This window comes from Shewanella woodyi ATCC 51908 (assembly GCF_000019525.1).
In the GTDB taxonomy this organism is placed as follows: Bacteria; Pseudomonadota; Gammaproteobacteria; order Enterobacterales; family Shewanellaceae; genus Shewanella; species Shewanella woodyi.
Genome location: NC_010506.1, coordinates 4653679 through 4676948 on the forward strand (window position 1 = coordinate 4653679; position 23270 = coordinate 4676948).

Sequence of the window (23270 nt, forward strand, 5' to 3'; positions counted from 1 at the left end):
ATTCATGCGCTAGCCCCCTGGGTCGATATTGCTTTACTCTTTGTGCTCTCAGCTCCAAGTGAGCCGCGTTCTACCAGCTCCACAAACAGCTCCTCTAGGCGGTTTGCTTTATTTCGCATAGACAAAACCTCAATCCCCTGCTCACTTAACTGGGAAAATACACTATTAATACTCTGCTCTTTAGCCACATCAACCTCTAGAGTATGTTCATCGGTTAAGCGACTATTAAAGCCTTCAAATTTAGGCTCTTGAGTCAGGTCTGTGCCTAAATCTAAAATAAAGGTCTCCAGATTTAAACGGCTTAATAGAGATTTCATACTGGTACACTCAACCAATACTCCCTTATCTATGATACCGATGTTGCGACACAGCATCTCAGCTTCCTCAAGATAGTGAGTCGTCAAAATAATCGTCACACCTTGTTTATTAAGCTCAGTCAAAAAGGTCCACATTGAACGTCTCAGCTCAATATCGACACCAGCGGTTGGCTCATCCAAAATGAGTAACTTAGGCTCATGCATCAGAGCTCGAGCAATCATAAGGCGCCTTTTCATACCACCGGAAAGCTCACGGGCTGGAGTGTTACGCTTTTCCCACAGATCTAACTGTGTCAGATATTTCTCAGCACGCTCCATCGCAACAGAACGTGATACACCGTAATAGCCCGCTTGGTTAACCACTATCTGGAGCACTTTCTCAAACTGATTAAAGTTAAACTCTTGGGGCACTAATCCAATGCAGAGCTTAGCCAACTCAAGCTCACTATCGATATCATGCTCAAACACACAAACCTTACCCGATGTTTTCTGCACTAGGGAGCTAATGACACCAATTGTTGTGGACTTCCCAGCTCCATTTGGGCCTAAAAGAGCAAAAAAATCTCCCCTATTGACCTTTAAACTCACCCCTTTGACAGCCTCGACTCCACCCTTATAGGTTTTCTTAAGGGAGTCGATAACTAAGGCATACTCTCTGTTCGACATTATCTATCCTAATTCCAGCTTCAACTGATTTTTCTAATATATTGGGGCATTCGAATAAAAAAAAACCCGCATAAAGCGGGATTTTTAATAAATAATAAGTGACTTACTCTAATGGGATCACTTTAGCGATATAGGGCAAGTTACGGTACTGCTCAGCGTAATCGATACCATATCCAACGATAAACTCATCAGGAATAGTAAAACCGATAAAATCGACTGGCACATCGATTTCACGACGCTCAGGCTTATCAAGCAGAGTACACAATGCCAAACTCTTAGGTTCACGCAGAGTCAACATTTCACGGATCTTATTCAATGTGTTACCTGAATCGATAAGATCTTCAACGATTAAAACGTCACGCCCCTTGATATCAGATTGCACGTCTTTGAGAATTTTTACTTCACGAGTACTCGTCATAGCGTTGCCGTAGCTAGAAACAGACATAAAGTCGATCTCTACATGGCCTTTAATACGACGACAAAGATCCGCCATAAATACCACAGAACCCTTAAGCAGACCCACCATAAGAAGGCGTTCGCTATCGGCATAATGTGCATTGATCTGCTCAGCTAGCAGATCCAGTTTCTGGTCAATCTCTTCAACAGAGATCATCTCTTCAATCGTGTGTTTCATAGTGCTCTCAGCATAGCCTTATAAGATATCTTACTTGGTGCGATCACTGGAGGAGTTTTGCTCATAACCCCAGCGATTTGTTAATTCATGTTCCACGCCCAGATGGTCAAGGATCCGAGCGACCATGAAGTTTACCAGATCTTGAATCGATTTGGGATCATGATAAAAGCCAGGAGAAGCAGGCATGATAGTGACGCCTAAGCGAGACAGTGACAACATATGCTCTAAATGTATAGAACTAAAGGGAGTTTCTCTCGGAACAAGCAATAATTGTCCCCGCTCTTTTATCACTACATCAGCCGCACGTTCAAGCAAACTATTGCTCATTCCCGTAGCAACTGAGGCTAATGTTCCCGTACTACATGGACAAATCACCATCTGCTTTGGAGCGGCAGAGCCAGAAGCCGGAGGCGAAAACCACTCATCTTTACCAAGCAGATGAAGTTCACCAGTAAACTCCACACCAAGATTGGCAAAATAGCTCAAGATCTGCTCTTTCGCTTTGTCACTATTTGCGCTGAGCTTTACTCCCTGCTCAGTAGCAAGCACCACACGTGCGGCGCTGGAGATCATCAAGAACACCTGATAATCGGCCACTAACAAACATTCCAGTAGCTTGAGCCCATAAGGGGCACCAGAAGCACCAGTCCATGCCAAACTAATAGATTTGGTTTTTCTTGGGTAGTTCATAAAATCTCAATCTATCGTTATAAGTTCAAGGTAAAGCAAAAAGCGGCGAAACACGAGTTAAAGGCATGGCTAAGAAAGTGGCGAGCTAAAGCGAAGACAAGCGCTCAAGACTCCACAACTTTGGCTTAAACAGTTCATAACTCGTCACTGCTTTTACTGCTTAGCGTTTAACTTCTTCAATAACTTCTGATGCAGGCCACCAAAGCCACCGTTACTCATCACTACAATGGTATCCCCAGACTCTGCTTTCTCAGCTACAGTTTCAACTATCTCATCTATCTCATATAGCACTTTCACTGGTAGCTCGGCTTTGTTCATCGCCGAAGCTAAATCCCAGTCGATATTATCAGCTTGGTAAAGATATGCTTCATTAGCCAGTGCCATTGAACCTGCTAAGGTATCCTTGTGAACACCGCTCTTCATGGTGTTTGATCTAGGCTCTAAAATAATGGTGATCTTGCCTTCGCCCACTTTAGCACGGGTGCCCTGTAGGGTTGTCGCAATCGCAGTAGGGTGATGAGCAAAATCATCATAAACCTCTATGCCATTCACTGTACCAATCAGCTCCATTCGGCGTTTTGGTGGTTGAAACTTAACAAGTGCTTCTATAGCCGCTTGAGGTTTTACCCCAACATGGCGTGCAGCGGCTACTGCCATAGTGGCATTTTCAACATTGTGTTGACCAATAAGCTGCCAATCTAAGGTTCCTTGAGACACTCCATCAAAGAATAACTCAAACTGATGGCCATCATCGGCAATCAACTTTGTCGACCAACCCGCTTGGCCAGTATCTGCTGAGCTTGAATAGAACTCCTGTTCACTCCAGCAGCCCATCTTAATCACCTCAGTAACCGCTTGGCTCTCCTTCGGCCAAATGATCTTTCCTTCACCGGGAACCGTACGTATGACATGATTAAACTGGCGTTGAATTGCTTTGAGATCATCGAAAATATCTGCATGATCAAACTCAAGATTATTGATCACTAAGGTACGCGGCTGATAATGGACAAACTTAGATCGCTTATCAAAAAAGGCACTGTCATATTCATCGGCTTCCACCACAAAAAAGGGCGAATTTCCCGTACGTGCTGATACACCAAAGTTTTGTGGAACACCGCCAATTAAGAATCCAGGTTCGTAGCCACAATATTCTAATATCCAAGCCAACATGCTTGACGTCGAGGTCTTTCCATGTGTACCCGATACAGCTAACACCCAGCGGTTTTTCAAAATATGCTCAGCTAAAAACTGTGGTCCTGAGGTGTAACTAATACCACGGTTCAGTACCGCTTCCACACAGGTATTGCCGCGACTCATGGCATTGCCTATCACCACTAAATCAGGAGCATCATCTTCACTCTCCCCAAGTTGAGACGGGTCGAATCCTTGAATCAACTCGATACCTTGCTCCTCGAGTTGAGTGCTCATCGGTGGATAAACATTGGTATCGCTACCGGTAACCTTGTGCCCTTCAGCTCGTGCTAATAACGCGAGTCCGCCCATAAAGGTGCCACAGATCCCAAGAATATGTACATGCATCGGGTAAGTGCTCTGATGAAAAATAGTTTGATTGGTATTCTAACGGGAAGGAGCACCATTGTCAGTTAACTATGGTTTAAATAACTTTGCTGTGGGCCACTTGCATTATCAGAGGGTTATCATTGAAGCCTAAGTCGAATGTAAATGTATCAGTGTTATCTATTACCTGCGGTAAGCTTTATGCCCAATACTTCTGCGAGACGTCGCAAGCACAGTCCCTGTGGACTCTACGACAACGTCCCTGTTGTCGAAGCTCTCAGCCGTATCAGGCTTGGAATAAATACTTAGTAGTTCTAACTGGAGCTCTAAATAACTTTGCTGTGGGCCACTTGCATTATCAGAGGGTTATCATTGGAGTCTAAGTCGAATATCGACAGAGCAGTGTTATCGATTACCTGCGGTAAGCTTTATGCCCAATACTTCTGCGAGACATCGCAAGCACAGTCCCTGTGGACTCTACGACAACATCCCTGTTGTCGAAGCTCTCTGCCGTATCAGGCTTGGAATAAGTACTTAGTAGTTCTAACTGGAACTCTAAATAACTTTTGCTGTGGGCCACCTGCATTATCAGAGGGTTATCATTGGAGTCTAAGTCGAATATCTATGTAGCAATGTTATCGATTACCTGCGGTAAGCTCGCAGTGACTTAGCAGCCATCGGTGTCTATGGTAAAACTTTGAGTGGTGGCAGTGTGATTATAGCTGGCATAGCATTTATCAGCGATGAGAGTTCCTGTGCCATAACCTATTCGTGAATTACCATTATCTTCATAGACGCTCAAATCACCGTAGGAAACAATACGTCTAGTATTGGTTTTATCTTCTGAAATGGCCCCTGTTAGACCAAAGAAAGCTTCGAGAAAATAGAGGTTAGGGTTAGTGGCTTCACTTTTATTTTCTGGATATCCGCGCCAAAACTCATAAACACCATAGTCAGTCTCTACCCTATCCTGATCTCCAAGCTTACCTTGTATCTGAGCTTTCGCATGCAGTAGCTTAATCATTGACTTCATGTCGCCTAAAAAACTCTCAACGCTACTCACTTTTGCATCTCGGCTCAAATTAATAAACTTGGGAGCAGCCACAACAGATAAAACCCCTAAGATAATAATAACAACCACCAACTCTATTAGAGTAAAACCACTGCTTTTTCGCAGAAAATCAGACATATCAGCAACTCTTTTTTATTTTTTTGTTATTTTATACTATTAAAACGACATTACAGCTTAAAGTCAATGCCATCAAACGGCACAGAAAAACAATAAGCAGCTGATAATAAATAGAATTTAAATCATATAAAAGGGATTGAATGTAAAGTTATGAAACTAGGATAAAACAGCGTTATACAAAAGAGAGGGAGTGACTCACAGCACTAACAATCTTCTGTGACGAACTCATAGGTGACACTACCGCCAGCAGTATCTGGATAATAGACTGATAGAAAACATTGAGTCACTGCAGAAGCAGGATTATCGGTAAAGGAGATAAGGAAATAAGGGAGAGTAGGACCTGAGCCACCATAATGCTTGCTAATTGTTAAGTCCTCATCTAAACCAGCGTACTCTTTAGCTGAGATAACAAACTTAATTAAGCCATAATAACCAATTAAATCCGCAGTCCCATCACTGTCCATATCGATATTTGCTGAGCTAGCATCCACCAACTCTTGACCTTGCAATGCAGCCTTAGAGTAACTAAAGCTATTCGCAGTCGACAGCGCTCCTCTGGCTCCCTCAAGAACAGCCACTTTGGCATCTTTATTTAAAGAGATAAATTTAGGCGCAGCAATAACACTTAAAACCCCTAATATGATGATAACTACCACAAGCTCGATTAAGGTAAACCCATTGTCATGCCGTAACAAACTGCAACTCCCTTATCTGTTTTGTTTATAACAATAACTTGTGAGCAACGATCAATCAAATATCAATCACCTCTTAATCAGCTATCAATGGAATGTCACTTTAAATTAGTCATCTTTATACTCCTCCTGAATCGCCTTAATTTCAGGAATACTACCCACAAAAAGTTCTACCAATTGAGGGTCAAAATGGCTACCTGCCTGCTCTTTTAAATAATTAATAGACTCATCAAAACTCCAAGCTGGCTTATAGGGTCGCTTAGTGGTTAGCGCATCAAAAACATCCGCAATACATACAATTCTCCCCTCTATCGGGATAGATTGCCCTGTAAGCCCCTTGCTATAGCCTGAACCATCCCACTTTTCATGATGGTGTATGGCAATAGATTGGGCCATCTGGATCATCATAGAGGGGTGGTCATCAAACAGTACATTAACCTTATCGACATGTTGCTGCATGTGCAGAAACTCTTCATTACTGAGCTTATCGGGTTTAACCAGAACCTCATGTGAGATCATCAGCTTACCTATGTCATGCATAGGAGCTGCCTTCTCAATCATATAAACAATCTGTTCGTTTAAGCCTAATTTTCGCGCTAACAGGCCAGAATACTTACCCACCCTAATAATATGCTTACCAGTGGTTTCATCATGCAGCTCAGCAACGATAGCTAATTTGTTGATAAGAAACTCTGTGGCCTGATCAAGCTCAAAAGTGCGTTGCAGAACTCTGCTTTCAAGCTCTTGATTCAAATGAGTCTGTAACCGTAAAGTTTGTATGATATTAAGCTGATTCATCACACGCAGTTTAAGCTCATACTCATTAAAAGGTTTACAAACAAAATCATTTGCTCCCCCTTTTAACGCCTTAATATGAGATTTTTGATCACTAAGGCCACTCACCACGATAACAGGCAGCTCCTCTGAGTTATAGCGTGCACGGATCTGCTCCAATACCTGATAGCCGCTAAGATGAGGCATCTCCAAGTCAAGGATCACTAACATCACATCAAACTCGAGTTCAGCCATCACCTTACGAGGGTCGGTAATACTGGTGATGCTTAAGTTCATATCGATTGTCTTAAGCATCTCATTCATTACAAGCACATTAGTTATCGAATCATCACAGATGACGACATTAACCTTACCTAAAGCACCGCCACTAAAAGCCATTAATATATCCCTACAAGCTACACACTTTCACACTCAAAGTGCCTGACACGTTAAATAAACATAGTTTTAACATTAGATAACTACAAACTTTCAAAACACTTTATTGTGTATCAATGTTTGTATACTTGGCTAAAAAGGATACAATATGCGCAGTTTGTTATGACTCAATTAGGCAATGAGCCTTAGATATACTCTTTGACTTTCCTACCAGCTCCACAAGGCAAAATAATGCGTCTCTTGCTCCTAATATTATTTCTCTTCAGTACCTTTGGTCTCGCCGCACAACCTAACTCTACTTTTTCACGAAACTTAAATAGCATAGAAGAGCAACTCTACTCTCTACCTTTTAGGGCTCAAGCCCGCTTGATAGAGATGGAAGAGGTTGACTTAAAAGAGAAGCAACCTATACCACTACTTGTTCGCTACTTTACTCTCAGGGCCAGTGCCGCCCTACAGCTCAATGAAGCTGAGCAGGCTATCAAGGCCGCAGAAAAAGGACTTAAGTATGTAAAAGGTAAGCCTGAATTTAAAGCGGAACAATTTCAGCTCCAACTCAGATTCATTCAAGCTCTGTTGATGCAAGGTAAAAACCAATTGGTTTTGTCACAACTGAACAGCCTGCTTGAAGCTACCGAGTCTTTTAACGATCCGGCCACCACAGCTGAGATCCTATTAGTAAAAGCTCAGGCATATAGAGATAACGGGGAGTATGACATCTCCATGGCTGCCATGATGAGTTCATTAGAAACGGCAAAGCAAGCCGATGATCAGGTATTACTTAAGCGTATCTCATCAAATTTAGGTGCAGTCTTACTGAGTCTCAATGGCTTCGATAAAGCAGAATTACTACTGGAGCAGTCTTATCTCTTTTTCAAGCAACGAAAAATGTCCTTTAACCAGTTACTGGTAAAAATGGATATCGCAGAGCTAGCCAAGAAGCGGGGACAAGATAAAAAAGCGATACATGAGTACCTTAAAGCACTGAATTTAGCTCAGGTATTAGGGGATGGTTTTCACCGCTTTCGCATCAATCTATTAATAGCAGAACTCCTGTTCGACAGGGGAGAAACTGAGCGAATGAAACAATACTTACAGGCTAGTGAAGTCTTAAGTGAGCGAGAAAACACCCGCTACTTCATCAGCAAATTCAACCTACTTAAGGTTAACGAAAAACTTATAAATAACAACTACCAAGAGGCATTAGATCTCCTCTCTACACTGCTTCCCAAACTCAATAAATATAGCTCCCTCTATCGTTCAGAGCTGCAACTGCATTTGGCGGCCTCCAAAACGTATTATGGCTTAGGGGACTTTGAAAATGCTTACCTTACCCTACTCAATTACCAAGAAAGCTTTAATCAATTTAGTGCTGATGAGCAGCTTGAAAATCTAGAAAGACAGAAACTACTCTATAAATTGGAGCGACTAAAAGCTGAAAATCAGCAACTGAGCTGGAACAATGTGCTGCACACTTTAGAGCTGGAAAACAGTGAAGATGAGATTGAATACCTCAATATACTAATATTCTTTGCTATTGTTTCCGTAAGCTTAACCTCATTAGCGGCACTCTGGATCAATCGTCGCCGGATCCGCTGGGGCAAAATAGCCAATACAGACAGTCTTACCAACCTCTACAACCGACGCTATCTATCCCATAAATTACTGAGTCTTAATAAGCCAGATAACGACGCCCCTCTATCATGCATATTGTTAGATATTGACCTTTTTAAAGTGGTTAATGATTCATATGGCCACATAGTCGGTGACGAAGTACTGGTTAAAGTCGCTACGCTATTTATCAATAATGTCAGAGAGAAAGATATCTGTGCCCGAATTGGCGGTGAAGAGTTTATGATCTTACTCCCCAATACAAACTTACAGCAAGCATCAGATATCGCAGAAGATCTTCGGCTAAAGATAGAAAGCTTACACTTTGCCTCTCTCAAAGGTGAGCCTTTCACTATCACATCTAGCTTTGGAGTCGTTGAGGCAGGTAAAGAGCAAAGTTTCTCCGAACTATCCAATGCGGTGGATCTGTTACTTTATACCGCTAAACAAAATGGTCGCAATCGTGTCGAAACAGGAACGCCTAAATTTACAAACTCCCAGGAGATGGAACAGGGACATAGTAAAATGGCACAACAACTTGCGAACTTAAAACGTAAAGCGCAACGACTACTCTTTATGCTAACTCAACTTATCAAGTAACATTTAGCTTAAATGAGCTGACTCTGCTTCTTACTTTGATGCATTTTTAGCTCAACGGTTTCAATCAGCTTTTCGGCATCGGTTTCAGAGATCATGCCGTCATGGGTCAAGGTTTGGATCATTTTACGCTCAGTGTTGAGCAATATTCTTAATGCAAGATAGGACTCGACACGCTCCACTAAATGGGGAGATTGTTCTCGAAAATCAGCTAAGGTAGTTTTAGCGAAATGATTGACCTGCTCAACCTGCTCCAGTGCCAATTTAAGCTGCTCTGGCGCTAATGACAGACTAGGAGCCAAATCTTTAATATATTCACTGGCTTCAAACAGTCCCCGTGCACTCTCAAATATAATCATGTGTTGCTTATAGTTAGCGGCGCGGGCATAAGCACCAATAACAGGGAAAGTACGGCACCGAGTTGACCACTTTGGGATCTTCCAATGCCTTACGATTGAGGTTCTTGGCCACACTTGAGGCGTTCCATCCAAAGCTTTCTCGATGGCATCGACCAATATATGCGTAGCATCTTTACTCAACAACCCTTTCGCAAATTGATTCCAATAAAACTGCCGCTCAGATTCCAGAAGCTTTCGCAAATACTCAACTTGAGTGTCTATCTTCTCCTCTTCATATCCCTCTCCTACTGACACAATATTTTGGTCAACAAGCGACCAGTTGACGGACTTAAGATACTCATCACTCTGAAGCTTGCTCCTCATCGAAACCATCTCATTAGAGATCTTATGCTGTACCTTAGCAAAGGTTTGCTGCTTGGCTTTAGGCAGTTTATCTAGACCCAGTTTCGCCATCACAAACCGCATACTCGAGCCGTTCACCACTATGGTTAATACCACTATTCCAGCGGTTAAAAAAAGTACCTGATCCCTAAGTTGAATATCTAAAGATTCATTAGTTGCCACAATTAAGGCCAGAGCCAGCGACACCGCTCCCCTTAATCCGCCCCAGATCAATACAACTGACTTCTCCTTAGTAAGCCCAATCCCTATGCGGGCTAAAATAGGCATTAGGCCTAAAATAACGCCCCCTCTGATAACCAATATGCCTAAGAAGATAACAGCCAAATACTCCCAGTTTGCCAGATCCGCTAAACCTAACCGCGTCGACACGACTAAGCCAACTAAGATGAATATTAGGGTATTAAACAGAAAAGAGAGGGTATGCCAGAAGTGATGTAGATGCTCCATCACTTCTGGTGAAAATCGTGTCCTTCCGGGACCTGCGTAGATCAATGCCAAGGTAACCACACTCACCACACCTGATGCATGAAAAATGTGTTCAGAAACGTAGAAAACCAGATAGGGTAAAACCAGTGTCAGTGCGATCTCAATTAAGCTGTCGTTAAATAGAGAGCCGATAAACATCAAACTTATCACCGCAACCACAGTCCCAATAACCACACCTATCGAGACGACACGAACAAACTCAATAATCACCTCGCTGGCTTCAAACTCGGGCTGTATCTGGGTAGCAAGGGAGAGAAACAGTGTAAAGAGTACAATAGCTGTGCCGTCATTGAGTAGAGACTCCCCCTCAATAAGGGTTTGCAATCGAGCTCGTGAACACATCTCTTTCAGCAAAGAGACCACAGCTACGGGGTCGGTCGCACTCACTATCGCACCGAACATCAGGGCCGCACCAATAGACCAGTTCCAGGGTAATACTGTCAAACACAAAAGGGCGGTGATTAAGGTACAGATCACCATACCAGGAATAGCCAACACAGCAATTTGTGAAAACATACGTTTAAAGAGGTGAACCTCAAGAGAGAAGGCAGACTCAAACACTAAAGCAGGTAAAAAGATAAACATAATCAGGTTGGCATCTAACTGACTAGCAAGCACAAATGATGCTTTTAGCTCATTAACCACAGGCAGCTGAGTTTCAAAACTTAAACTCCCTCCTATCAGCATCCCCAAAGTTAGCAGCGCAACCGAATAGGGAATGGCGGTATTTTTTAAAAGTTTACGCAGCATAATTCCGAGCAATATCGCAACAACAAAAAACACCAATAATAGTAAAGTTGTCTGCATATCTGCTCCTTAAGGTTCCCCTACTCTATTAAAAATAGCCCTTAGTCCACATTTATCCAATGACACCTAAATAGAAAGCCAACCACTCGACTTAAATAAAAAATAAAAGATTAACCCTTTCTCTATCTTTCACCGTTTATACCTTCAACAAACGGCCAGAATAAGCTCTACAACTGAAGCTGATGCAAGCAAAAGCCGTTAAACACATGATTAAATATGATTATTTTGGAGTTCCTATGAAGCGTTCACTTTTATCAAATCTACTGACAAGTACATTTCTCAGCGCAAGCATCTTGGCCGCTCCACTGCTGCAGGCCAGTGAAATTAGCTTTCCCCATCTTGAAACTGTCGGAGTCAGCAAGCTGGCTGTTGAAGCTGATATGGCCGAAATTAATGTTCAGGTAGCCATTAAAGATAAAACAGCCAAGGGAGCCAAGACGCTTTCTGATACCGCTGTAGCTAAATTTATCGAGCGTTTAAAAGCGACAGGAGTCGAACGAGCAGATATCCAAAGTGCAAATCTGAATCTTCAGCCTCAATACCACTACCAAAAAGATAAGCCTGCCGAACTGGTTGGCTACAACGCAAGCAGGCAGATAACAGTCAAGGTCAGGGAGTTAGCTCGTCTAAACAATATCTTAGACTCAGCCCTTGAGGAGGGAATAAATCGCATTAACAATATCGCCCTTAAAACCAGTAAAGAGGCTGATTATGTTGAAAAGGCTCGTCAAGCTGCGATTGTTGATGCCAAAAATAAGGCGAGATCCTTAGCTAAAGGCTTTGGTGAAAAGCTAGATGGTGTATGGGAGATCCGTTATTTCGAGCAACACCCGGTTCAGCCAGTCATGCTAAGAATGAATGCAGCTAGTCCTAAGTTCGATGCCGCTGAGAGTTATCAGCAGGGACAAGTTACGATCACTGACAGAGTTGAGGTGGTATTCAAGCTAAAATAACTCTTAACTCTATGTCCCATCCTGAAATAGGTTGACGGTTTTAATTAGACCAGTTGCTCTTGCTGCTGGTCTTTTTTATGCACTTGATTTGGTGTTCTCATACCTAAACTCAAGTGCGGCCTCATTTCATTGTATATAAAAACTGACTCTTCAACGAGTCGCTTTAACTCATCAAGATTGCTGCACGGATATAACAAAAACTCTTGCTTCAAAATACCATTTACTCGCTCCGCTAATGCGTTTTGATAGCAATCATACCCATCCGTCATTGATGCTCGGATACCATTTTTCTGTAATGCTGACTGATAGACTGCTGAACAATACTGTAACCCTCTGTCTGAATGATGAACTGCATGGCCTTGATATTGGCGATTATTCACTGTCATTTTTAAGGCTTTAACTACATCAGTTGCTTTCATCTCATCACTAAGTTCATAACCCATAATCTTACGACTAAACGCATCCGTCACCAGTGACAAGTAGTGAACACCTTGCTCTGATTGAACATAAGTTATGTCACTCACAAAGACCTCTTCAGGCGATAAAGGCGTAAACTCTTTGAGTAAATTCGGGTGTTTCTTCATCCAGTGTTTACTGTGGGTTGTCTTGGTATAGTTATGCTTAGGTTTTACCAATAACCCTTCACGTTTCAAGTAACTAAAGAAGTTATCTCGCCCAAGTTTAATTCCTTTCTCGATGAACTTGGGTTTCAGTAAAAAGTAGAGTTTCCTGCCACCCACACGTGGCATAAAGCGACGGATATCAAGCACCATTGCTTTTACTGGGGCCAGTTCTATAGCTCGGCAGAGTTCTCTCGTTTCTCTTTGGTAGATAGCTTGTCTTGTTATGCCAAGAAGCTCGCAAGCACGATTTAAGCTTGTTACTTTCTGTTTTTGAAGACTTCTCGCTCCCTGGCTAAGTACTTTTTTCTTAGGCCTGCGCCATACTCAGCATCAATGATATCAACGGCTTCATTGAGTAATAGATTACGTAAATGTTCATCCTCAAGCTCTTTTTCAAGGCGCTTTATTTTTTGAGCTGGCGTTTCTTTAGCTTTGGTGGTCTTAGGCATGGTTATTCTCACTGGTTGAGTCCAATCCATCTTACCGTGCTTTCTGAGCCAAGTAAGTACGGTTGAACGACCTTGGATACCATAAATGCTTTGAGCTTGCTTATAAGTCATGTCGCCTTTTTCAACGGCTGCTACAACTTGTAATTTAAAGCCTAACGAATAATCTCGTTGTGTTCGCTTAACGTGGGTGGGGATTTGAGTTGTCATAATAAAGTCCTAAATGTGTAAACACATTTCAGGACAAGACACTATCCAATAAAAAGCCCTTGGTAATCACTACCAAGGGCTTTTTCGAAAGTCACACAAGTACTAATATCAATCAGTACAATTAATTTTCCATCTAGTAAGAGCTTAATCGATCACATTATTTAAAGAAGCTTACTGAGTTTTGCCCTTGCGCTCCATTAAGCACAGCAAACTCGCCGTTCACTAAAGCCAAACCTTGAGGATTACTCACGCCATCGAAGCTGTACGCAGCATCAATACTATTGGTTGCCATCGTCATCTCTAAAACTTGTTTAGCGCTATGATTTAACAGGTAAGCCTTATCTTGCTCGATAGCTAAACCAGTCACCATAGGGAAGGTCTCTGCAGGGTTGATAATTTTAGCTTCACTGTTGAGCTCAAAATCTTGGTTGCTGAAACGAGAGATCACAAAGTTATTACGCACTTTAGCTGGAAGAGTCACAGTAACGTACTCTTGAGTCGCCGCATCCCAGCCTAAACTACCGATATAGTTGTATTTAGCACGAACAGTGGAGAAACGACTACGTTTCAACTCCTTCACGCCATCTGTGCCATCCATAAACAAGTAGTAACTGTCGGAAATTTTTGCTAATGGATCGTATTCAAGACGCACATAGCTCTTATGATCTGCGGTCACTAACACACTATTATCGCCATCAAAGGCAACACCTGTAAGGTTAGATATCTCAACAGAGAAAGCACCATCGATCATCACAGAAGCCAACACTTTATCCAATTTACCGTTGAGAAAGTGTACCCAGTTATCACTGGTCACCACGGCATAGATATCACTGTTAGCGCTGTAACTTATTCCAGTCGCCACGCCAGTGATCTCAGTTGGTAGCTTCTGTGTTCTCAAAGCGTTCAAGCTCGGCTGATTACTCACCTCACTTCCCTCAACCTCTGCCATATTGGCAAAATCTGGACGCTCAATGGCGTAGCTGCCACGCGCAGATAGGGAGGAGAGTTTAGGCCAATTAGCCGTAGACCAAACAATCTTGTCACTGTCGAAAGTCATACGATATGGATCGCTCTGACCGATAAATGGAAAAGGCCCCGTTTGGCTAAACGCCTGCACGATATTGAAACCAATCACCACAAGGAACACCATCACAGTCGACCTGTTTAACAAAGTCCAGCTGTTCTTATCCTCTTTCTCACTTAGCTTATCGCCCTGTAACATCAGCAATACCGCAGCAAACAGCAGGATAACGAGGAACACAACCATCACCCACACATAGGTGTGCACGCCAAAAATAGCTGGGCCAAAGCCTTGGCCAATATCTTTCAAGATGTGGTTCGAACTATGACGATAACCAGCCCACAGACCGTAAACTGAGGCCAAAATCAGTGCACCAAGGTATTTTGGCTTTAATCCATAACGAGTAATGAAGATAGCAATCAGAGCTACCAACACCATCGCAGTACGCTCTTGCCAACATAAAATACAGGGAGTATCACCCAATCCATAACCTAAAATGATGCAGGCGATCCCCACTGGCAATGCAATCAGTGCCATAGCAGCAAGGGAAACGATTTGGTTTACAGTTGATTCTTTCATTTTCATATTCTTATAGGTTCCCTGCCGGTACTAACATGCCCCAGGTAGCAATCACCCAGATAAGAATGCTCATGCCAATGCTGGCACACAGACAGATATCAGCCATGCGCTGCTTATGTGGCTTAAAAGCCACCAAATAAGCGGTAAAGAAGATGAGACAGAAGAGTAAAAATTCCATAGTTTAATCCAGTTATAATAATAAACGGCCGTCGAAATCAAACACCCAATCTAAAGTGAGTCTCGCTCAAAAAAGCCTCCACTCACCCTGTTCCCCAACGAAGATCGTTAACGGTATTTGATCAAACGAACTCACAATGAAAACCTGCTCGATAACTCAAGTTCACCGATAGTTTTCGCTGGACAAAGTAACAATTCAGACAGGAAATTGATGAGAGGTAACTCATAGGAAACCCCAATAAAATCAATCCTAATTTTAATTTTGAGCGTGAGGTTTCACTGTATAACAATCTGTGATCACACCTATTTTTAGGTATCTACTTAGTGTGAACTGAATTTGATTGCTAACAGCTCATTTCATTCTCAACATCAGAGCAACAGACTGCTGAATTAGGCGACAAAAAAGTGACAAAACACGCTTTTGGCTCCTCCTAGTTGATAGCTTGAAAATCGATTTGAACCTATTTGAGATAGATCAAACAACTAGATTGTTAACTCAAAAATATGGCGACAGAGATAGCGATTTACTATATAAGCTGGCTGTCATGATTTAACCAGCATTAAAAACTTATTTAGGTGAGCAAGACTTACCAAGTATATAGAGAAGTAAGCATGAAAAAATCCGTCTCTTTCAGAACCTTTATCACAGGGATCTCCACCTCGATAATCCTACTATTGAGTGTTGTTCTGATTAAGGTGAGCATCGAACATTCACGAGAGGTCACCACTAGCCTTTCGAGAGATATCATCGATAGTCATGCACAAGTGCTTAAAGCTAAAATAGAGCTCTTAGAAACGCCGTTAACCACCATTCTTGATACATTGGCGTTCACGGATTTCGTCAATGCCAAACTGGAGATTAACAATCCAGAGTGGTTAGGTACCTTGGCAAAAATTTTGGCCAATAGTCCACATCTATCAACCCTCTATTTTGGTCATAAAAATGGCAACTCGTTTGTGGTTAGGCCTATCTATGACCGCAGCGACAGCATTAAACTCAACGCCCCAGACAACACCGCCATCATGGTGGACTTAAATCAATTCAATGGTCTGCAAAAACGCATATTCTTCAACAAAGAGATGCAAGTTATCAGCGCATTTCCTTATGACAATCAAAATTATGATCCCCGAGTCAGACCTTGGTTTATCGAAACCAAAAATGGCGGTGAAATCAATGTCACCGAGCCTTACTATTTCTATTTTTTCAAGCATTTTGGCATCACATTTTCACGGCGTACCTTAGATAACAGCAGTGTGATCGCCGCAGACTTCACCTTAGACTCACTCAATGAAGCCCTGCGAGATCTCACCTACTCAACCAACTCACAAACCTTTCTCTTTACTGAGAAGGAGGGGTTACTCGCCAGCAATCAAACAATTAAAGTTGATGACCCAACCAAAAAGGTTACCTTAAAAGATCTAGAGATCAGCCAATTTGTCCCAGCGCTAAAAAGCGTCAATATTAAAGGGGAAAGCCACAGCATTGAGTGGCAAGGCCATCCTTGGCAACTGATTATCACCCCTATGGTGATTGGTAAAAATGAGACCCTCTACCTTGTGAACCTGATCTCGTTAAACGATCTTCTTGCCAACTCTAATGAGTTTCGCACCGAGCTCATCATGTTATCTATAGTGATCGTGACCTTGTCACTGCTCATCGTTTTTGCAGCCACCAGCCGCGTAGTCAGGCCGCTCACCTTTCTGGTCGAGTCACTGGATAACATTCAACACTTTGTCTTCAAGCATCGCCCCTATCGTAGTTCAGGTATTACTGAGATAGATAAAGTGAATGAGAACATGCTGATAATGGAAAAGGTGCTGCGCGACTTTATCAGTAACTTAAAAAGTGTAGCCCGCTCAACAGAGCCTAAAGAGGTCTCCCGCTCTTTGGTATCTCAAGTACAAGAGATTTTAAATTCCGACACTTGCTTACTCTTTATCAATTCACGTCAATCCCGTGCTGAACTTTCGCTGTCAGCAGGAATAGGTAATAAACAAAACATTGAGCTGCAGGCACTATTCGATATCAACCCAGCAGCTTTCAAACAGCCAATTTATGAGTTAACCAAAGAGGAATCTGAACTCATCGCAGAGAAACATCACACCTGTTTCTTGATGTCCTTAATGAATCGAAATAACCAAAATACCGGTGCACTGCTTATCTGCTTCGAATATAAAATAACAGCCGATATCCGCAGTAGACTCGAATTTATTCAGGAGTTTATTGGTTTTAATGAGCTAGTGTTAGAGCACCTAGAAGCGATGGAGGAGCAGACAAATCTATTCCATGCTTTTGTAATGATGACCGCCAGTGCCGTCGATGTGAAGTCGGCTTACACAGGTGAACACTGTAAGCGCGTTCCAGAGCTAACTAAGATGTTAGTCGAAAAGGTCGTGCTAGATAGCGAGCATTTCGTCAATTTTCACATGGACAATAAACAGTGGGAGGAGCTATGGCTCGCCGCTTGGTTACATGACTGCGGAAAGGTCTCCACCCCAGATTTCATCATGGATAAATCTACAAAATTAGAAACAGTGTATGACCGAATTCATGAAATAAGAATGCGTTATGAAGTACTAAAACGTGATGCAGATATCGACTACTTGCAGGCCCTTATCGCAGGCCAAGATGAGCAACAGGCCAAGAGCCATTGTGAACAACAAAAACAGACTCTGGAAGAAGAGTTTGCCTTTATTGCCGAATGCAATTTAGGGACTGAGTTTATGGAGGAGGATAAGCTTAACCGCTTAGAGAACATAGCCAAAAGACACTGGCTCAGAACCTTGCCTGATAATATCGGCATCTCTCACCAAGAGCAGGTAAGAAAAACCTCACAAACACTCCCCATTAGCGAGCCTGTACTGGCGGATAAAGCTGAGCACCTTTACTGCTGGGATGATAAAAAAAGGCTGCCTACTAACGGACTACGCGACTTCAAGATAAAGCAGCCTGAGTATCAATACAACCGAGGAGAGTTGTACAATTTAGGCGTAAAAGCTGGCACGTTAACTGTGGAAGATCGCTACAATATCAATGAACATATTGTGCAAACCTATCTAATGTTAGATCAGCTGCCCTACCCTGAGCACCTAAAGAATGTACCACTTATTGCTGGCAGCCATCACGAGCGTATCGACGGTAAGGGCTACCCTCTACAGCTAGCAGGCGAGGAGATCCCATTGCAAGGTCGCATCTTGGCCATTGCCGATGTATTTGAAGCATTAACGGCATCTGACAGACCCTACAAAATTGCTAAACCGATCAGCCAAGCCTTAACCATCATGGCTAATATGGTCAAAGACCAACATCTAGATAGGGAACTATTTGATCTCTTCATCCAAACCGATGTTTACAACAAGTACGCAAGCCAATACCTGACAGAGCAACAGACTGATAGCATAGATATCGACAAAATCCGCAGTATATACCTCTAGCTTACTCATCCATTAAAGTAAGCAGGCAAGCTTGCAGCTGCCGTTAACACTAAGATAACGGCAGATAAAACCCTTATAATCTAGATACTTTTTGCATAGCATCGCTATAGAAAAATGCCGAAAGCTTATCTGGATCCACCTCAACAAAGTCCTCAGGTACCAACTCTAAGTTAAACTGAAGCCTTAATGCCTGATAAACCTGACTCGCTCTTTCATGTAGCCCGAGATCAATCAGATTATTTAAGTAGATAGCGTAGGCTATCGCATCATTAGGTTGAGCCTTGATATAGTGGCTAAACTGCTCAAAAGCATAATCATAATCCTGTTGCTGCAATGAGTACAAAACGCCAACTAACGCATAGTTAGTCTGTATATAACCTAAGTTTGCCATCGCCATACTACGCACATATTTAAACTGTTCTAAATCATCTTGTAGCATATAGAGGTATCCCCAAAACGCGCTATTTTCAGGGGTCAAACTAGGTACATATGGATAAGTTTGTCTAAAGAACTCAGCAGATGGGTTAGGGACAACTTCAAGACTCGCCCAGAGAAAATCATTTAACAAGGTGGGATCTTTCTTAAGTGCTTCTGGCAAGCTATCAAACAGCTCGCTCACCTCTCTCTCCGTTTTTTTAATCCCATTCACAGCAGACTGAATCAGATCAAAATACCCACTCTGGTTCAATACCTCTGAGTTATGCAGGTATGAAGAGTAAGCATCTAATCCCGAAGTTAGGTGATGCAGCATTCTCCAATTTACAACGACTAACTCCCTCTGGCCAATATTTTGAAGATATTTATACTCAATGAGCACAGTGATAGGCAGCTCAGTGAGGTAGGCACTAAACACTAAGTTATCTCCCTGTACCCCCTCAAAGCGCCACATCTCGGTACCATTAATCTGATTGCTAAATTTAGTACGAACAGTCCGGTAAAAAGACTCCTCTTCGGAAAGCGTGAGCTCAGGATATCTATCATGGGCATAGCTCAATAAGTGTTCGCGATCCCACCAGTCATAAAAAGCATTCTCTTTATCCTGATTAAAGGTTTCTGCCATCAAGGCACCTTGCCGATGGATAAATGAGAGCGAAGAGAGTCGGCCACTGTCAGCTCTATTGTCAGCTTGATAGAGATTATTAGAAACATTTGAGTTCTGAGTAGACTGACATCCACTAAGTGCAAAAACCATCAAAAACAATGCTGTGATAGTGTAATTCATGGCTACTTCTCCTTCACAGAAATGGACTGCTGTAGAATAAACTCGACTCCAGGGTTAACCGGAGCTGAAAAGTCGCCGTTGATAGAACCTGTATAATAAAGCTGTTTATCAACCTCTCTTAAGGCGTTGATATAATCGAGACTCTCATCTGTATTCAACACTCTCCTATCGATCTCAAACTGGTGACGCTGAACAAACTGCCCATTATAATAAGCTTCAGAAACATGGTATTTAACGCCATTACTAGTGATATTTTTATCCGTATCTCTGACTTGATAATCAACGCCATCGGGCATAATAAGCTTCAGCGTCTGATTAATTGACACAATACTCGGCAGTGATAACGGCTGGGTCCGATTAATCACTTTAGGCAACTCTACATAGTTTTTGATATAACTAGCGAATAGCCCAAAATCCATAGCATTGCTATTGTTTAGCCAAAAATCACCAATACGATAATGCTCCGTTATCAATATCTCATTACCGCCCTCAGTTGTGTCGATCAATAAAGCGGGTGACTCAAGCTTAATATCTCGATAAAACTTAGCGTAATAGTTTAAATAGTGCTGCTCAATTTCAGACAGCGAAACACTGGATAACCGGTAACGCATATAATCAGCTTCATGACCTAAATATCGAGTCGTAATATAAAGATCGACAGGCTCTGTATAACTGGATGAAACATAAAGTTGCTCTACTGAAACTCTGTCTAGCCCAGTATTCCCCGAAGGCATGGCAACCAATGAATCTGTTCCTTTATCTAGCACCAACCCATAACCAAAGTCTGGCTGAGTAATGAAATCAAGGCCTTTAGCCTGATAGTTATTGGTCGCATCAATAAAGTATCGCTTCCCATCAAAGTTAACCTCATTAATCACATGATTAAATAAGATGGCAGAGGGAGCACGATCATTGAGAGTTAACCCAATCCCAGTGTTCACTAAAACCGGCGAGCTAGGTACATCAATTGCTCCTAACAGGGCAATAAGCAGACTGGCTTTATCTTTACAGTCACCATAACGACGTTCAAAAACAGTATTGGGGCTGTGGGGGATATGACTATTCTGACCAATCTCAATACCAAAATAACGTATATCTTGTTGGACAAAACGAATCATCTCAGCCACTTGCTCCTCTTTGCTCAAGTAGTTTGTGGTGACCTCTTTAATATACTCATTCAATGACCGAGAGGGAGACTCATCAAATTGATAGTGAGAAATGGCCCAATTGCTGACTTCTGACCATGAAGGAGTGCTACTAACAAAAACGGTCGGAGACCATAAATAGCCAGCAGGAACCCCCTCTTCGAAGTTATATTTAGCCACATTAGCAAGTTGCCATTCATACTCTTTGCCAAATCGACTCTGCGTAATTGTCGCAGGAGGATTATCATTACTTTGAATATTGAGTGGCTGACCGCTTGCGTTAATAAACCTGACATGAACTTTATCTATCGCAACTTCCCAGCCCATTGCATAGCTACTACCGAACTCTTTACCATAAACGGGATTGCGGCCCTTAATACTGTACTGATAGCGGATCGTGTCCCCTACCCTGACATCTTTTAAAACAATAACAGCGGTCGCTAGGCCATTAAATAGGTCATTACTTAGCTCCTGCTCTTGATTAATAACATTAATTCTGGCGGTTTTTAACCTGTCGGACCAAATATCCCTGCGCTCGATCTCTACAGTGTGCAAAGTAAGCTTTTCAAATTCAGGATTAAAGGTTAGCTCAATTTTAGAGAGCTCTTTTACCCCTTCCTGATTCAGTGCTGTGGCAGCAAAATCTTGGTAATACTCATTACTCTTATCAGTAAACCTGTCTTGTCGACCTACAAGTCTGTAATGAACAGGAGCTTTCTCTTTATTGATTTTTTGCGGTGATAAAGCTTGAGTGACAACCCAATCACTGGGCTCTCCTAGGGTGATTTCATACTCCCCAGACTTAATCTGCTTTGCTTGAATCACAGACGAGAATAGTACAAAAAATATAACGCTTAATCTTATTATAGTTTTCACAGGTAGTGCTCCTCCCTTAGACAAGTTCAGAGTATCACAACCCATTAACATAGGTAGCAAATAATATCCGCACTGTAATTTCTAAACCTGATCAAGAGCTAACCACCGCTTCTCTTTCCTTTTTATACTCTTCATAACTTGGTTTATTTGCAGACTTACAGTCATTGATCTGAGACTCCGACACAGCCTCACTTATACATTGACTCTCTTGCTGCTCTTGACCAAATTGATATAGCTCTTTGTTAGTGCAACCTGTTATCGCTACTGTTAATGCCAGTGGCAGTGCCATCCCTAATAATGTTCTCATCACGGCCTCTCCTTTCATCATCACCTTGGCTAATACCTGTTCATCCTAAACAAAAAACGGTGGTGTCACCATGGTTAATTAACGACCAACCTCTCGGCTTGCTTCACACCATGGCGGCAAGAACTCCCACCATTAAGCAGGCCAAAGCCATGCGGCACCTCGGACACCCGATGAGCCACCAAAGCGGTTCTTCACCACAGGGGTCATACACTCACCGCCAAGCACATATTGAGATAACAGCCGAGGTAATCTAGGGTAGATGGCATCGACATTAGACATGCCGCCACCCAATACGATGATATCGGGGTCGACTGCATTGATGATATGAGCTAACGCGCGCGCTAACCTATCCATATAGCGCTCAAAAGCCTGTGTAGCAACACTATCTCCCGCTTTCACCAAGGCCATAATCTGGCAACCAGAGCTAACAGGTTCGCCGCCTCCTTGTTGATAGTCTCGTATAAAACCTGTGCCAGAGATAAAAGTCTCGATGCAATCATGTTGGCCACAAAAGCACTGGGTACTCCTATGTTCATCAGCCATCATCCAAGGAAGTGGATTATGGCCCCACTCACCACTTAGCCCATTGCCACCTTCATGGACTCGGCCCACCACAGCTAAACCGCCACCACAGCCAGTTCCGATAATTACGCCAAACACTAAAGCCTTGCCCTCTCCTGCACCGTCTACAGCTTCTGATACTGCAAAACAGTTTGCATCATTGGCCACTTTAACCTCTCGCCCTAACCGTGCTCCTAAATCCTTATCTAACTGATGGCCATTAATCCAAGTGGCATTGGCATTTTTAACTAGCCCAGTTTTAGGTGAGATAATTCCTGGGATCCCAACACCTACTGTGGCTCGCTTGCCTAACTGCACCTCCACCTCCTCCACTAAACTGACGATGGCATCCAGAGTTAACTCGTACTCTCTGGGAGTCGCGATCCGCTTTTTAAATAACTCGTTGCCCAACTCATCTAAACAAACAGCTTCAATCTTAGTACCACCCAAATCAACGCCAATCCGTAACATCTATCTAGTCCCGTTAATCAATCAAACATGGATCTGAAGAGCGCCCTCTAGGCACCTGATAGGCATAAAACCCATAGGAGTAGCAAAATTAAAGTGCGGCCAGAGT

18 protein-coding genes are annotated in these 23270 nt (G+C 42.6%); 3 read left to right on the forward strand and 15 right to left on the reverse strand.

Annotation, left to right across the window (positions count from 1 at the left end; all coding sequences use genetic code 11):
• Window positions 1–2 precede the first annotated feature (2 nt).
• From SWOO_RS19625 to SWOO_RS19655, 7 genes are all read right to left on the reverse strand, one after another.
• Window positions 3–983: an ABC transporter ATP-binding protein gene (locus tag SWOO_RS19625; protein WP_012326407.1), complete on the reverse strand. Its 981-nt coding sequence runs from the start codon at window positions 981–983 to the stop codon at window positions 3–5.
• A 103-nt stretch (window positions 984–1086) separates the two neighbouring features.
• Window positions 1087–1617: a hypoxanthine phosphoribosyltransferase gene (gene hpt, locus SWOO_RS19630; RefSeq protein WP_012326408.1), complete on the reverse strand. Its 531-nt coding sequence runs from the start codon at window positions 1615–1617 to the stop codon at window positions 1087–1089.
• Window positions 1618–1647: 30 nt separating this feature from the next.
• Complete coding sequence (locus tag SWOO_RS19635; protein WP_012326409.1) at window positions 1648–2307, reverse strand: flavin prenyltransferase UbiX; 660 nt, start codon at window positions 2305–2307, stop codon at window positions 1648–1650.
• A 153-nt stretch (window positions 2308–2460) separates the two neighbouring features.
• A complete protein-coding gene (gene mpl / locus SWOO_RS19640; protein WP_012326410.1) occupies window positions 2461–3846 on the reverse strand; it encodes a UDP-N-acetylmuramate:L-alanyl-gamma-D-glutamyl-meso-diaminopimelate ligase in 1386 nt (461 codons plus the stop codon).
• Window positions 3847–4492: 646 nt separating this feature from the next.
• Complete coding sequence (locus tag SWOO_RS19645; RefSeq protein ID WP_012326411.1) at window positions 4493–5014, reverse strand: type II secretion system protein; 522 nt, start codon at window positions 5012–5014, stop codon at window positions 4493–4495.
• Window positions 5015–5217: 203 nt separating this feature from the next.
• Entirely contained in the window at window positions 5218–5709 is a 492-nt protein-coding gene (locus SWOO_RS26475; protein ID WP_012326412.1) for a type II secretion system protein, read from the reverse strand.
• A 105-nt stretch (window positions 5710–5814) separates the two neighbouring features.
• Window positions 5815–6879 (reverse strand): HD-GYP domain-containing protein, encoded by a 1065-nt coding sequence (locus SWOO_RS19655; RefSeq protein WP_012326413.1) that lies wholly within the window; start codon window positions 6877–6879, stop codon window positions 5815–5817.
• A gap of 228 nt (window positions 6880–7107) precedes the next feature.
• Here SWOO_RS19655 and SWOO_RS19660 point away from each other — a divergent pair, with 228 nt between their 5' ends.
• On the forward strand, window positions 7108–9087 hold the full coding sequence (locus SWOO_RS19660) for a GGDEF domain-containing protein (RefSeq protein ID WP_012326414.1): 1980 nt from the start codon (window positions 7108–7110) through the stop codon (window positions 9085–9087).
• An 8-nt stretch (window positions 9088–9095) separates the two neighbouring features.
• Here SWOO_RS19660 and SWOO_RS19665 read toward each other — a convergent pair whose 3' ends face one another.
• Complete coding sequence (locus SWOO_RS19665) at window positions 9096–11138, reverse strand: cation:proton antiporter (RefSeq protein ID WP_012326415.1); 2043 nt, start codon at window positions 11136–11138, stop codon at window positions 9096–9098.
• 236 nt (window positions 11139–11374) lie between these two features.
• Between SWOO_RS19665 and SWOO_RS19670 the strand changes: the two genes are divergently transcribed.
• Window positions 11375–12091: an oxidative stress defense protein gene (locus tag SWOO_RS19670; RefSeq protein WP_041417803.1), complete on the forward strand. Its 717-nt coding sequence runs from the start codon at window positions 11375–11377 to the stop codon at window positions 12089–12091.
• A 44-nt stretch (window positions 12092–12135) separates the two neighbouring features.
• On the opposite strand, the gene SWOO_RS19675 is transcribed toward SWOO_RS19670, so the two are convergent.
• The 3 genes from SWOO_RS19675 to SWOO_RS26100 form a co-directional block, all read right to left on the reverse strand.
• Window positions 12136–13370, reverse strand: a protein-coding gene (locus SWOO_RS19675) for an IS3-like element ISShwo1 family transposase (protein WP_195742808.1) whose coding sequence is annotated in 2 segments (ribosomal slippage) — window positions 12136–13013 and window positions 13013–13370 — 1236 coding nt in all. Because the reading frame shifts where the segments join, the coding sequence is not laid out codon by codon here.
• Window positions 13371–13527: 157 nt separating this feature from the next.
• Window positions 13528–14970, reverse strand: a complete 1443-nt coding sequence (locus SWOO_RS19685; protein WP_195742818.1) for a disulfide bond formation protein B — start codon at window positions 14968–14970, stop codon at window positions 13528–13530.
• Between the two features lie 10 nt (window positions 14971–14980).
• Window positions 14981–15148: a hypothetical protein gene (locus SWOO_RS26100; RefSeq protein WP_181950469.1), complete on the reverse strand. Its 168-nt coding sequence runs from the start codon at window positions 15146–15148 to the stop codon at window positions 14981–14983.
• A 611-nt stretch (window positions 15149–15759) separates the two neighbouring features.
• Here SWOO_RS26100 and SWOO_RS26480 point away from each other — a divergent pair.
• Window positions 15760–18582 (forward strand): HD domain-containing phosphohydrolase, encoded by a 2823-nt coding sequence (locus SWOO_RS26480; protein WP_012326418.1) that lies wholly within the window; start codon window positions 15760–15762, stop codon window positions 18580–18582.
• A gap of 73 nt (window positions 18583–18655) precedes the next feature.
• Here SWOO_RS26480 and SWOO_RS19695 read toward each other — a convergent pair whose 3' ends face one another.
• The 4 genes from SWOO_RS19695 to mak form a co-directional block, all read right to left on the reverse strand.
• On the reverse strand, window positions 18656–19804 hold the full coding sequence (locus SWOO_RS19695; RefSeq protein WP_012326419.1) for a hypothetical protein: 1149 nt from the start codon (window positions 19802–19804) through the stop codon (window positions 18656–18658).
• Between the two features lie 2 nt (window positions 19805–19806).
• On the reverse strand, window positions 19807–21825 hold the full coding sequence (locus SWOO_RS19700) for a DUF3857 domain-containing transglutaminase family protein (protein ID WP_012326420.1): 2019 nt from the start codon (window positions 21823–21825) through the stop codon (window positions 19807–19809).
• A gap of 91 nt (window positions 21826–21916) precedes the next feature.
• Entirely contained in the window at window positions 21917–22132 is a 216-nt protein-coding gene (locus SWOO_RS19705) for a hypothetical protein (protein WP_012326421.1), read from the reverse strand.
• Between the two features lie 132 nt (window positions 22133–22264).
• Complete coding sequence (mak, locus tag SWOO_RS19710) at window positions 22265–23164, reverse strand: fructokinase (RefSeq protein WP_012326422.1); 900 nt, start codon at window positions 23162–23164, stop codon at window positions 22265–22267.
• Window positions 23165–23270 lie beyond the last annotated feature (106 nt).